Origin of the sequence: Escherichia sp. WS2035, assembly GCF_046487065.1 — a bacterium.
Lineage (GTDB): Bacteria > Pseudomonadota > Gammaproteobacteria > Enterobacterales > Enterobacteriaceae > Escherichia > Escherichia coli.
This window is the reverse complement of record NZ_JBJQKD010000002.1, coordinates 127544-141852: the sequence shown is the minus strand read 5'-3', so window position 1 is coordinate 141852 and position 14309 is coordinate 127544. Positions and strand designations below refer to the sequence as shown.

Here is a 14309-nt window from a genome sequence, read left to right as displayed (position 1 = left end):
AGACTAGTGGATTTCAGCATGCATTATATGAAGTGGATTTATCCACGCCGCTTACGCAATCAAATGATCCTGATGGCAATCCTGATGGTCATTGTCCCAACGCTTACTATTGGTTATATCGTAGAAACGGAAGGACGTTCAGCAGTCTTATCTGAAAAAGAGAAAAAACTTTCTGCCGTGGTCAACCTGCTTAATCAGGCGCTAGGCAATCGCTACGATCTCTACATCGACTTACCGCGTGAGGAGCGTATCCGCGCATTAAATGCAGAACTTGCCCCCATTACCGAAAATATCACTCACGCCTTCCCTGGCATCGGCGCTGGTTATTACAACAAAACGCTGGATGCGATAATCACCTACGCGCCTTCAGCGCTATATCAGAATAATGTGGGCGTTACCATTGCCGCAGATCACCCTGGTCGCGAAGTCATGCGTACAAATACCCCTTTGGTTTATTCAGGCAGGCAGGTGCGCGGCGATATTTTGAATTCAATGATTCCCATTGAGCGTAATGGTGAAATCCTCGGCTATATCTGGGCCAATGAATTAACCGAAGATATTCGCCGCCAGGCCTGGAAAATGGATGTGAGGATTATCATTGTGCTCACCGCCGGTTTGCTGATAAGCCTGCTGTTGATTGTCCTTTTCTCCCGTCGCCTGAGCGCCAATATAGATATCATCACCGATGGCCTCTCGACTCTGGCTCAAAATATTCCCACTCGATTACCACAATTGCCCGGTGAAATGGGGCAAATCAGTCAGAGTGTTAACAACCTCGCCCAGGCACTGCGTGAAACGCGAACACTTAACGATCTGATTATTGAAAACGCTGCCGATGGCGTCATTGCCATTGACCGCCAGGGTGATGTAACCACCATGAACCCAGCAGCAGAAGTCATCACTGGCTATCAACGTCATGAACTGGTAGGGCAGCCTTACTCCATGTTGTTCGACAATACTCAGTTCTACAGTCCCGTACTGGATACGCTGGAACATGGCACCGAACATGTTGCACTGGAGATCAGTTTTCCAGGCCGTGACCGCACCATTGAACTCAGTGTCACGACCAGTCGTATTCATAACACGCACGGTGAAATGATAGGTGCTTTGGTGATTTTCTCTGATTTAACTGCCCGCAAAGAAACCCAGCGCCGCATGGCGCAAGCAGAACGCCTCGCCACACTGGGTGAGCTGATGGCTGGCGTGGCGCATGAAGTACGTAATCCGCTAACGGCTATTCGTGGTTATGTACAGATCTTGCGCCAACAAACCCGTGACCCAATACATCAGGAATATCTGTCCGTAGTACTCAAAGAAATCGATTCAATTAACAAAGTTATTCAGCAATTGCTCGAATTTTCACGCCCACGCCACAGTCAATGGCAACAAGTCAGCCTCAATGCATTGGTTGAAGAAACTCTGGTACTGGTACAAACCGCCGGCGTACAAGCGCGGGTCGACTTCATAAGCGAACTGGATAATGAATTAAGCCCGATTAACGCCGATCGTGAACTGCTCAAACAGGTACTACTGAATATCCTGATCAATGCCGTCCAGGCTATCAGTGCACGAGGGAAAATTCGCATTCGAACCTGGCAGTATAGCGACTCGCAACAGGCCATTTCGATAGAGGACAACGGCAGTGGCATTGATCTCTCGCTGCAAAAAAAGATCTTCGATCCCTTTTTCACTACCAAAGCCTCAGGAACCGGGCTTGGTCTGGCGTTAAGTCAACGCATCATTAATGCCCATCAGGGTGATATTCGCGTCGCCAGTTTGCCGGGCTACGGCGCAACCTTCACGCTTATTTTACCGATCAACCCGCAGGGAAATCAGACTGTATGACTGCTATTAATCGCATCCTTATTGTGGATGATGAAGATAATGTTCGCCGTATGCTGAGCACCGCTTTTGCACTACAAGGATTCGAAACACATTGTGCGAACAACGGGCGCACAGCATTACACCTGTTTGCCGATATTCACCCTGACGTGGTGTTGATGGATATCCGCATGCCAGAGATGGACGGCATCAAGGCACTAAAGGAGATGCGCAGCCATGAGACCCGGACACCCGTTATTCTGATGACGGCCTATGCTGAAGTGGAAACCGCCGTCGAAGCACTACGCTGCGGAGCCTTCGACTATGTTATCAAACCGTTTGATCTCGATGAGTTGAATTTAATCGTTCAGCGCGCTTTACAACTCCAGTCAATGAAAAAAGAGATCCGTCATCTGCACCAGGCACTGAGCACCAGCTGGCAATGGGGGCACATTCTCACCAACAGCCCGGCGATGATGGACATCTGCAAAGACACCGCCAAAATTGCCCTTTCTCAGGCCAGCGTCTTGATTAGCGGTGAAAGCGGCACCGGGAAAGAGTTGATTGCCAGAGCGATTCACTACAATTCGCGGCGGGCAAAGGGGCCGTTCATTAAAGTCAACTGCGCGGCACTGCCGGAATCGTTGCTCGAAAGTGAACTGTTTGGTCATGAAAAAGGTGCATTTACTGGTGCACAAACCTTGCGTCAGGGATTATTTGAACGTGCCAACGAAGGTACTCTGCTCCTCGACGAAATTGGCGAAATGCCGCTGGTACTGCAAGCCAAATTACTACGCATTCTGCAGGAACGGGAATTTGAACGGATTGGCGGCCATCAGACCATAAAAGTTGATATCCGCGTCATTGCTGCCACCAACCGCGACTTGCAGGCAATGGTGAAAGAAGGCACCTTCCGTGAAGATCTCTTTTATCGCCTTAACGTTATTCATTTAATACTGCCGCCTCTGCGCGATCGCCGGGAAGATATTTCCCTGTTAGCTAATCACTTTTTGCAAAAATTCAGTAGTGAGAATCAGCGCGATATTATCGACATCGATCCGATGGCAATGTCACTGCTTACCGCCTGGTCATGGCCGGGAAATATTCGAGAGCTTTCCAACGTTATTGAACGCGCCGTCGTGATGAATTCAGGCCCGATCATTTTTTCTGAGGATCTTCCGCCGCAGATTCGTCAGCCAGTCTGTAATGCTGGTGAAGCAAAAACAGCCCCTGTCGGTGAGCGTAATTTAAAAGAGGAAATTAAACGCGTCGAAAAACGCATCATTATGGAAGTGCTGGAACAACAAGAAGGAAACCGAACCCGCACTGCTTTAATGCTGGGCATCAGTCGCCGTGCATTGATGTATAAACTCCAGGAATACGGTATCGATCCGGCGGATGTATAATGCCAAAACTTGCTATGCAGAAATTTGCACAGTGCGCAATTTTCTGCATAGCCGCTCATTCTCCTTATGAACCCCCATCTAATTTATCCTTTTCTATTCAATTAGTTAAATAACAACATTCAATAATCTCATTCTGGCACTCCCCTTGCTATTCCCTGACTGTACCCACAACGGTGTATGCAAGAGGGATAAAAAATGAAAACAAAATTGATGACATTACAAGACGCCACCGGCTTCTTTCGTGACGGCATGACCATCATGGTGGGCGGATTTATGGGGATTGGCACTCCATCCCGCCTGGTTGAAGCATTACTGGAATCTGGTGTTCGCGACCTGACATTGATAGCCAATGATACCGCGTTTGTTGATACCGGCATCGGTCCGCTCATCGTCAATGGTCGAGTCCGCAAAGTGATTGCTTCACATATCGGCACCAACCCGGAAACAGGTCGGCGCATGATATCTGGTGAGATGGACGTCGTTCTGGTGCCGCAAGGTACGCTAATCGAGCAAATTCGCTGTGGCGGAGCTGGACTTGGTGGTTTTCTCACCCCAACTGGTGTCGGCACCGTCGTAGAGGAAGGCAAACAGACACTGACACTCGACGGTAAAACCTGGCTGCTCGAACGCCCGCTGCGCGCCGACCTGGCGCTAATTCGCGCTCATCGTTGCGACACACTTGGCAACCTGACCTATCACCTTAGCGCCCGCAACTTTAACCCCCTGATAGCCCTTGCGGCTGATATCACGCTGGTAGAGCCGGATGAACTGGTCGAAACCGGCGAGCTGCAACCTGACCATATTGTCACCCCTGGTGCCGTTATCGACCACATCATCGTTTCACAGGAGAGCAAATAATGGATGCGAAACAACGTATTGCGCGCCGTGTGGCGCAAGAGCTTCGTGATGGTGACATCGTTAACTTAGGGATCGGTTTACCCACAATGGTCGCCAATTATTTACCGGAGGGTATTCATATCACTCTGCAATCGGAAAACGGCTTCCTCGGTTTAGGCCCGGTCACAACAGCGCATCCAGATCTGGTGAATGCTGGCGGACAACCGTGCGGCATTTTACCCGGTGCAGCCATGTTTGATAGCGCCATGTCATTTGCGCTAATCCGTGGCGGTCATATTGATGCCTGCGTGCTCGGCGGTTTGCAAGTAGACGAAGAAGCAAACCTCGCGAACTGGGTAGTGCCTGGGAAAATGGTGCCCGGTATGGGTGGCGCGATGGATCTGGTGACCGGGTCACGCAAAGTGATCATCGCCATGGAACATTGCGCCAAAGATGGTTCAGCAAAAATTTTGCGCCGCTGCACCATGCCACTCACTGCGCAACATGCGGTGCATATGCTGGTTACTGAACTGGCTGTCTTTCGTTTTATTGACGGCAAAATGTGGCTCACCGAAATTGCCGACGGGTGTGATTTAGCCACCGTGCGTGCCAAAACAGAAGCTCGGTTTGAAGTAGCTGCCGATCTGAATACGCAACGGGGTGATTTATGATTGGTCGCATATCGCGTTTTATGACGCGTTTTGTCAGCCGGTGGCTTCCCGATCCACTGATCTTTGCCATGTTGCTGACATTGCTAACATTCGTGATCGCGCTTTGGTTAACACCACAAACGCCGATCAGCATGGTGAAAATGTGGGGTGACGGTTTCTGGAACTTGCTGGCGTTTGGTATGCAGATGGCGCTTATCATCGTTACCGGTCATGCCCTTGCCAGCTCCGCTCCGGTGAAAAGTTTGCTGCGTACTGCCGCCTCCGCCGCAAAGACGCCCGTACAGGGCGTCATGCTGGTTACTTTCTTCGGTTCAGTCGCTTGTGTCATCAACTGGGGATTTGGTTTGGTTGTCGGTGCAATGTTCGCCCGTGAAGTCGCCCGGCGAGTACCCGGTTCTGATTATCCGTTGCTCATTGCCTGCGCCTACATTGGTTTTCTCACCTGGGGTGGCGGCTTCTCTGGCTCAATGCCTCTGTTGGCTGCAACACCGGGCAACCCGGTTGAGCATATCGCTGGGCTGATCCCGGTGGGCGATACTCTGTTCAGTGGTTTTAATATTTTCATCACTGTGGCGTTGATTGTGGTGATGCCATTTATCACCCGCATGATGATGCCAAAACCGTCTGACGTGGTGAGTATCGATCCGAAACTACTCATGGAAGAGGCTGATTTTCAAAAGCAACTACCGAAAGATGCTCCACCGTCCGAGCGACTGGAAGAAAGCCGCATTCTGACGTTGATCATCGGCGCACTCGGTATCGCTTACCTGGCGATGTACTTCAGCGAACATGGCTTCAACATCACCATCAATACCGTCAACCTGATGTTTATGATTGCGGGTCTGCTGCTACATAAAACGCCAATGGCTTATATGCGTGCTATCAGCGCGGCAGCACGCAGTACCGCCGGTATTCTGGTGCAATTCCCCTTCTACGCGGGGATCCAACTGATGATGGAGCACTCCGGTCTGGGCGGACTCATTACCGAATTCTTCATCAATGTTGCGAACAAAGACACCTTCCCGGTCATGACCTTTTTTAGTTCTGCACTGATTAACTTCGCCGTTCCGTCTGGCGGCGGGCACTGGGTTATTCAGGGGCCGTTCGTGATGCCCGCAGCCCAGGCGCTGGGCGCTGATCTCGGTAAATCGGTAATGGCGATCGCCTACGGCGAGCAATGGATGAACATGGCACAACCGTTCTGGGCGCTGCCAGCACTGGCAATCGCCGGACTCGGTGTCCGCGACATCATGGGCTATTGCATCACTGCCCTGCTCTTCTCCGGCGTCATTTTCGTCATTGGTTTAACGCTGTTCTGACGGCAACCCTACAGACAGAAGGAATATAAAATGAAAAATTGTGTCATCGTCAGTGCGGTACGTACTGCTATCGGTAGTTTTAACGGTTCACTCGCTTCCACCAGCGCCATCGACCTGGGGGCGACAGTAATTAAAGCCGCCATTGAACGTGCAAAAATCGATTCACTACACGTTGATGAAGTGATTATGGGTAACGTGTTGCAAGCCGGACTGGGGCAAAATCCGGCACGTCAGGCGCTGCTAAAAAGCGGACTAGCTGAAACGGTGTGCGGATTCACGGTCAACAAAGTGTGCGGTTCAGGTCTGAAAAGCGTGGCGCTTGCTGCACAGGCGATTCAGGCAGGTCAGGCACAGAGCATTGTGGCGGGGGGTATGGAAAATATGAGTTTAGCGCCCTACTTACTCGATGCAAAAGCACGCTCTGGTTATCGTCTTGGAGACGGACAGGTTTATGACGTAATCCTGCGCGATGGCCTGATGTGCGCCACCCATGGTTATCATATGGGGATTACCGCCGAAAACGTGGCTAAAGAGTACGGAATTACCCGTGAAATGCAGGATGAACTGGCGCTACATTCACAGCGTAAAGCGGCAGCCGCAATTGAGTCCGGTGCTTTTACAGCCGAAATCGTCCCGGTAAATGTTGTCACCCGGAAGAAAACCTTCGTCTTCAGTCAAGACGAATTCCCGAAAGCGGATTCTACGGCTGAAGCGTTAGGCGCATTGCGCCCGGCCTTCGATAAAGCAGGAACAGTCACCGCCGGGAACGCGTCAGGTATTAACGACGGTGCTGCCGCTCTGGTGATTATGGAAGAATCTGCGGCGCTGGCAGCAGGCCTGAATCCCCTGGCACGCATTAAAAGTTATGCCAGCGGTGGCGTGCCCCCCGCATTGATGGGTATGGGGCCAGTACCTGCTACGCAAAAAGCGTTACAACTGGCGGGGCTGCAACTGGCGGATATTGATCTCATTGAGGCTAATGAAGCATTTGCTGCACAGTTCCTTGCCGTTGGGAAAACCCTGGGCTTTGATCCTGAGAAAGTGAATGTCAACGGCGGGGCCATCGCGCTCGGACATCCTATCGGTGCCAGTGGTGCTCGTATTCTGGTCACACTATTACATGCAATGCAGGCACGCGATAAAACGCTGGGGCTGGCAACACTATGCATTGGTGGCGGCCAGGGAATTGCGATGGTGATTGAGCGGTTGAATTAACCAATAAAAACGCCCGATAGCGAAAGTTATCGGGCGTTTTCTTGAACATCGACGGCGAAGGTTACCCCATTAATCACCAGTCAAAACTTTTCACCAGCGTCAGCTCGCCAGCATTACGCATCGGTACAATAAAAGTTTCCTGTTTCTCATTGACCGACCCTTCATCGGTGATCAGCGTCAGTTGGGCCGTAGTTAATTCCGTTTCACTGCGCCCGCCGAAGTAGTTGATATACACCTGATAACGGCCGTGAACTGGCGCTGGCATGGCGAAAATCTCGGGTCCGTACCCTGTCGTGACATCCATATCCAGTGCGCCACTGTTTTTCAGCACTGTGTTACCGTACCAGGCATGTTCACCGTCAGGCGTAACGACATGAAGATCGAGGTCGGTATTGTCCGTATCCCAGGAGAGAACCAGCCGTAAACGCGCGCGAATCGCCCCAGCACCCGGCGTTGAGTAAAACTGCATTTTTTGTCGGCTTTGCCCATCTGGGCTGATGACCTGCACGCTGTTGCTGCCTTCAGTGAAAATATAAGGGCGTGCAAAAGAACCATCTGATTCAATTCTCTGCGGCATACTGGCACCGTTGACCACCAGCCGGCCCTGCTGAACTTTACCCGCCGCAGCATAATTCTTTATTTTGCCGCGGATCTGCGCTGAGATATTTTGATCATCTGCCATGTTGACGGACGACGCCGGGTAATTGATCGTTTGTGAAAAACTGGCATCTTCGCCCTCTGCCGGATGCCAGCCAGAGAGCGGTGCATCAATCTCGACTTCCTGCACACCTTCACTGTGAGCGACAGGCGAAAGCGCCACCAGTAACAACGGAAGAAAAATCTTTCGCATAGCATTAGTCCATTAATAATTGTCGGGTCAGCGTTTCGATATAGTTCTCATCAAGCCCGGTGGGATAACCATCAAAGGCCAGGTGCAGATACTCATGGGTTAAATCCAGCCGATCCTGAAGCGTAAAGAAATTACGAATAAACAGCCGTTTCTGCTGCCGATCGGTATAGGGGAAACCTGAGACTAAACGACAGACCGCAAACACGTCTGGTTCGTTGTATCCCGTCTCACCTTGTAATATACGCCGCCACTGCGGCATTTTTTTCGCCAGCCAGGCTTTCGCTTTGGGTAATAACTGGCAGGTTGAGCGTGGCGCTCCCCAGCGGCTAAGGCTGTTGTCGGGATAAGCAAACGCGAGTATCTGATCATAACGCTCTCCCTGCCCCGCCTGGGCAGTAGCGTGCCGCCAGGAAAGCGTCCCTTCGGTAGCGCGACTGCCATGATAATGAACCGGATCGCCCGCATAGATGAGATCCTGCGTCCAGGCGGTCATCGTTCGCGCCCCCGTGGTAGCTGGCGAAGCAGAAACACGCTGCGTAGCGCTGCTGTCCGGGATGGTCAGGCAATCGCCTTCCCGATCGGCGTTTTGCTGTAAAAACGTGCGAATCGCCACGGTCATGGCTTTCGCTGCCTCAGGAGGCGTACTTTTCGCCTCGCGATCCAGAACTCTGGCAACGTACTCTTCACGATCGAGATGCGACTGTAATTTCAGTTTGCCCTTTACCGTCAGTAACGTTGTCTCACCGTGGCTGACAAATGTCATGTGGTTACCATTGGCAAACGTCACACGATAGCGCCCATTGAGCACGCCTAGTTTGACTGCCGTCGTACTCTTTTCCTCAGTAACTTTCTTCAGCGGATAACGAGCAAACAGATCCACCAGCACACATTGCCCACTGGCAACTTGCGTCGGCACTGGCAAAACCCGATTAAGCGCCGTCGCATAACGGGTCAGTACCGTTTTGCTGGTGCCACTGCCAGTAACCCACAGCGGTGTACCATCGGTTAACCAGCCAGCAAAACCACCCTGACGGATTTCCTGTTTATCATCGGCAAACCAGCTCCAGGTTTTCACCCGTACCCGACTACCGAGCATGGATGCGACACCGATTTTCGCCTCGTCCAGCACCACATCCAGTAAGACTTCCTGAGCTTTGTTTTGCGCAGGTAACGTCGCTAATGAATCAAGCAGCGATTTAACCGTTACCGAGGTTTCTGGCTTCAGTGTAGTAAGAGACGCTAACCACGCAGGTGCCTGACGCTGTTGCCAGTATTGCCCCCACATATCTGCGCCAATATGCAACCGCTGCGGCGCAAAATAGAGTCCACAGGAACGTACCAGCGCGGAATCGCGCGTTATGCTCTCCCCAGCCTGACAACAATAAACCTCTTCCGGGGAGTTGCCGCGACACTGGTATGGCTGCTCCGGTTGATGGGTATCCTCCAGCCAGGCGTAAACATACAGTTTCCACAAACTCCCTAATGGCGTGGTGAGCGTGTCAGGTAATACCGAGACTTTGGTCACGCCTGATGACGACAGCTGATACAGTTGATCGTGCTGCGCACCACGCAGCGCCAGCTGTAACGGCGTCTCCTCCGCAAGCGTTGGCAGAGTTACCAACGCCAATAGCCAGACGATTCTGTACCAGTTCACTTATTTCACCTGCATCCCGATCCATTCGCTCCCTGGCGCAACACTTTGCTGTGCAGGTGCATAGGAACGCACATAACGGGCAGGCGGCAGAACGAATTGCCCTTTTTGCGAGAAACGCAGCAAATGGCGGAAGGTGACCGTTCCCGTCAGTTCTTTTACCGGCACCATATAGGCCAGTTCACCCATTTCATTGCGCGCTTTTTCCAGCAGTTGTCCTTGCTGTTTTCCGGCGTTCGGTTTATTGACCGAAATGCCCCAGGTTGTACGCTCAACGTCAGCCCCCGGCGGCAGCGGTACTTCCACCTGACCATAGCGCAGAACGGCATCCTGCTCGCTGGTAAGCGTGATTTCATCGAGATACAGCGCATCGCTGTCAATCTCATTGCTGGTGACAGGCTGTAAGGTAAAGCTCATCTCTTCTTCACCGGGGATAAGCCGATACAACTGGCGTTCAACGGTCACCGGAATATTACTTTGTTGAGCCGTTTTTGCCGGTTCACGCCAGCGGACCTGCACGTTTTGCGGCGGTAATTCGTCACCAAAAGAGAGAATGTCCGGCACGCCCTGACCAACCCAACGCCAGTATTCGCCTCCTCCGGTTAACTTATGTTTGGCCCATGCGCCCGCAGGCGCAGGTAACACAACCGGAGGCATCGTCGCCATATATTTCGCCAGCCAGTTCATGGCCAACGCGCGCTCAATGGTGGATTGCTCAGCGGTTAAACCACTTAAAATAGCGGCCGCCTGGGTAGCGTCGCCTCCACTATTGAGCAGCACAACCGTGTGCGCCAGCGGTTGGTTGCTGTTTGCTGCTTTATCCCACGCATATTGCTGAACCTGTGGCATCACAGTGGACTTCAACTGCGCTTTTTTCAGCAACGTCATGGTTAAGACGTTTGCCACCGCATCTGCCAGTGGAGATTCAGGTGTATCGAGGATCATGCTGTCATTGATATCGCTGGTGTCTTCCTCAGAGAAATCTTCAGTTTTAGTTCCGCGCCGGGCGATAGCTTCATCCAACCCTTTCAACAACGTTTTGCACGGCAGATTCATCTCCTGTGCCCACGCCAGCACCAGCGCCCGATGCAATAACGGCATGTTGTCCGCCTGCTCGGCATAACTGTCGAGCATATGTTGCCAGTATTCCGGTTGCTGCGTTACGCCGAGCGCCTGGCTGGCCTGCCAGTCGGCGTACCATGCCCATGCCGTGAGGAAGGCGTCGCCATTGCCATCTTCACCCCACCAGGTAAAGCGCGCTCCGGGCCCCGCCAGTTGCATCAGCCGCAGACGGTTATCCTGAATCATCTGACGAATGTCGTTAGCGGCGGCACTTTGATGATCGGCAAGCGAACGCCAGGCGAGACTGAGCGGGATCAGACGGCTACCGGTGTTGATCACGCCACCCCACGGTTCATCGACTAACGCATCAAGATTGTTACGGAAAATCTCCTGCGGCGTTTCGCTACTTTGTAGCCGGATATTGCTCGCCTGCTCGGGCAACATCAGCGCATTATCGCCACCGCCGAGCATGACATTTTTCTGTTGTTCAACGGGCCACCTGTTATCCACAAAAGACAGTTTTGTGCTAATGCTGTCCTGTACTTGCCCATTTTGTTGCAGTTCTGCACTTAACAAGCCAGATTGCTGAATATTCTGCGTCAGCGAAATATAATTCGCCCCTTTGTGCAGCGTCAGCGTCTGGCGCATCTCAGCACCTGCAAATTTAGTCACCAGCGCCACCGGTTCGTTATCCTGCTGACTGAAGATAAACAGTCCTGCCGCCGGTTTGTCACCCATGCGATATACCGTTGGCATACTCCACTTCATGTAGAGATTTTTTTCCGAACGCAAATAAGCACGCCCCTGCCCGACCAGCCCGTCGCCGTTCATCCCACGCGCGGTGATGCGCCAGCGGGTTAACGAATCAGGCATCAGGAACGTGAAATACGCTTTGCCTTGTTTATCGGTTGTGAGTGACGGCATCCAGGCCGCGGTATCCACCTCTTCACGCCGTGGACGTTCCAGCATTTTTACTCGCCGCTCGCTGCGGTTAGTCGCGCCAGGCGCAACCGGCTCGCTGGAGAGCGCCTGATCGTAGCTGATAAACGACAGACTGGAGCTGGTACGCACATTGTTACGCCCCAGCGGATAGAAAAATTTGCCGATATTCGGCGCGATTTCCGGTTGCAGCGCGTAGATCATTTCATCGACCACGCCTACCGTTAACTGCGCAGAAACAGGTTTACCTTTCAGCGACGAGGTTAATTCGACATTGACCAGTTCACCAGGCTGGTAATGGGTTTTGTCCGTTTTCACCCGGATATCCAGCTGGGGAACGGCAACTTTAATCCCGGCGTTCTGAAAACTGTACTGACCGTTACGGGTATACAGCACCGAAAAAGTGATGTTAGGCGCAAAGGAATTGCTCACCGGTACGCGGGCTTCATACTGGGTATCGTTTAAACGTTGTAGCGTTAGCCAGTTTGCCGGATGCGATAGCAGCGACTGCTGTTCCACGCGATCGCGTTCCAGCGTCAATAATGCTTCGTCAATTGGCTCCGGGAAGGTAATCAGCATCTTCGCGGTTTCGCCAGGCTGATACAGTGTTTTATCTGCCACGATATCTACCGTACCACTATGCGACGTGCTGTCCTTACCGCTGACTGCATGGCTTAACCCGGCGAGAATTAAGCCGTCTTTATCGCGTAATGTCAGATTGTAGTTGCCAGGTTTAGCGAAATTGACGGTAAAGGATTTGCCGCCTGACTGTAGCTCTCCGCTGTGACTCGTGCGGTCTTCGAGACGCAACCATTCATACGTAACAGGAACCTGTTTTGAAGATTCCAGCGCGGCATAACGGAACACAACCGACTCGCCGCTATTACTGTATTGTGCGGCGGTACTTAAAGAGTAATGCGCCAGGCCACGTTCAATGAGGATCTCTTTGGTGGTGGTAACTCGATACGCCGCGCCGTCACTGGCGGAGACGGTTAACAAATAACGGCTCGGTTTATCGGCGGCGGGGAGATTCAACGCCACATGACCATTATCGTCGGAAACCGTTTCACTGCCTTCCATCGACACCGGGAAACGTCCGGCATAACGCAAATCGTTACCGACCATTGATAATTGCTGAGCGCGCAAACTTAACTGCACGCGGGCATCTTTTACCGGCTCGCCATCCGGGTAAAGCAGTTGCAGTTTGCCGCTGACCGCTTCGCCAGTTTTGAACTCTTTTTTGTCGAGAGCTAAACCAATCTCAAAATGGGGTTTGATGTAGTTTGCCACGCGAAAACTGCTGCTATAGACCTGTTTGCGGTAAGCAAGACGTAACTCATAACCTCCGGCGACGGCATTTTCTGGCAGGCGGAAACTCCCCTGCCCGCCATTACGCGCATCCAGCGTGACATTGACGGTTTGCAACAGACTGCCGTTGGCGTCCAGCACCGAAAGCTTCGCCGGTGCGCTGACGATGGGGGATGAATGCAACGGATCGTGGAACTCGCGACCCATCACTTTAACATCGACACGATCGCCTGCGCGATATAGCGGGCGATCGGTAAAGATATACAAGCGGGTGTTGTAGATTTCGCTTTCGTAGAAAAAGTTCTCGGAGACAAAAACGCCGCCTTCAGCATCCTTACCCAGAATGTATGAACGTTCTGGCGATATATGTTGTAACTGCAAGGTACCGCTGCCATCGGTCACACCGCGGGTCATCACGCCAAGACCGTCAGTCCACAAGATCTCTGAGCCGGGCTTCGCTTCACCCTGTTTTTTCCCCGCGGTCCACACCAGAAGCTCGTTACCTGACACTTTGCTAAGCGCCACGGTATCGGAAACAAACACCACCGTCGTCGCCCGATACCCACCCACCATCGCTTCGACGAGATACAGTCCCGGCTCTTGTTTGCCGAGAGGAATATAGATGTTGCCCGGCTGCGGCGAGATGAAATTGCTGGATGCGCCTTCCAGTTTTACCCCTTGCTGCGGCTCGACCGGTTTTGCCTGCCATAGTGGATAGCGGAACTGTTCCACAAGTGGATATTTTTTCAGCGGTGAAAACTGGCTGTTCTGTACATAACGGGAAGGTTTAACAATGGCATTACCGAGCTGTAATTCGGGTAACGCCTGAGTCACATTCTGCCGTGACTGAGAAGAGAAAGTACGCTGCATCACGCGGCGAGATTTGCCGTACCAGTTATCCCACAGCCAGGTCAGCGTATTGTTCAGTCCGTCGCCCAGATATTGCGGTTGCACCACAATGCGATGCAGGTTTTTCTGCTGGCGCAAAAATGCCATCGGGTCAGGAATACGATACAGGCGAACGTCCACGCCGCCGTACTCTTCCATCTGATAGCGCCGATAATCACGCCCCGGCGCTTCCAGTCGCACTTTCGCCTCTTCACTGCTGCTAAAACTGCTGTCAGCGAGCAAAAAGAATGTTCCCCCGGCGGGCGGCACATAGTTACTGGAAGGAAGCGAATCCTCAGCATTAGCAAGCCCTGTTCCCACAAGAGACAGGGACAAGCACGC

9 protein-coding genes are annotated in these 14309 nt (G+C 52.3%); 6 read left to right on the top strand and 3 right to left on the bottom strand.

The features are described from left to right. The first annotated feature begins 18 nt into the window (after positions 1-18). From atoS to atoB, 6 genes are all read left to right on the top strand, one after another. Complete coding sequence (gene atoS, locus ACJHX4_RS05430) at positions 19-1845, top strand: two-component system sensor histidine kinase AtoS (RefSeq protein WP_001296244.1); 1827 nt, start codon at positions 19-21, stop codon at positions 1843-1845. After that, positions 1842-3227 (top strand): acetoacetate metabolism transcriptional regulator AtoC, encoded by a 1386-nt coding sequence (gene atoC / locus ACJHX4_RS05425; RefSeq protein ID WP_000125287.1) that lies wholly within the window; start codon positions 1842-1844, stop codon positions 3225-3227. The genes atoS and atoC overlap by 4 nt, the downstream gene beginning before the upstream one ends. Before the next feature lie 195 nt (positions 3228-3422). Continuing rightward, positions 3423-4085, top strand: a complete 663-nt coding sequence (gene atoD, locus ACJHX4_RS05420; protein ID WP_000850538.1) for an acetate CoA-transferase subunit alpha — start codon at positions 3423-3425, stop codon at positions 4083-4085. Beyond that, the gene (atoA, locus tag ACJHX4_RS05415) at positions 4085-4735 is read left to right on the top strand and encodes an acetate CoA-transferase subunit beta (RefSeq protein WP_000339055.1); all 651 of its coding nucleotides are present in this window, start codon (positions 4085-4087) and stop codon (positions 4733-4735) included. Before atoD ends, atoA begins: the two co-directional genes overlap by 1 nt. Next, positions 4732-6054, top strand: a complete 1323-nt coding sequence (locus ACJHX4_RS05410; RefSeq protein WP_000580278.1) for a TIGR00366 family protein — start codon at positions 4732-4734, stop codon at positions 6052-6054. The genes atoA and ACJHX4_RS05410 overlap by 4 nt, the downstream gene beginning before the upstream one ends. 30 nt (positions 6055-6084) lie before the next feature. Continuing rightward, on the top strand, positions 6085-7269 hold the full coding sequence (gene atoB / locus ACJHX4_RS05405; protein WP_000786535.1) for an acetyl-CoA acetyltransferase: 1185 nt from the start codon (positions 6085-6087) through the stop codon (positions 7267-7269). Positions 7270-7342: 73 nt separating this feature from the next. Here atoB and ACJHX4_RS05400 read toward each other — a convergent pair whose 3' ends face one another. From ACJHX4_RS05400 to ACJHX4_RS05390, 3 genes are read right to left on the bottom strand one after another with little or no spacing between them, the layout of a single operon-like run. Continuing rightward, entirely contained in the window at positions 7343-8119 is a 777-nt protein-coding gene (locus ACJHX4_RS05400; RefSeq protein WP_001225878.1) for a YfaP family protein, read from the bottom strand. A gap of 4 nt (positions 8120-8123) precedes the next feature. Then, entirely contained in the window at positions 8124-9773 is a 1650-nt protein-coding gene (locus tag ACJHX4_RS05395) for a YfaQ family protein (RefSeq protein ID WP_001104802.1), read from the bottom strand. After that, positions 9774-14288: an alpha-2-macroglobulin family protein gene (locus ACJHX4_RS05390; protein ID WP_001296246.1), complete on the bottom strand. Its 4515-nt coding sequence runs from the start codon at positions 14286-14288 to the stop codon at positions 9774-9776. Between the last annotated feature and the right edge of the window lie 21 nt (positions 14289-14309).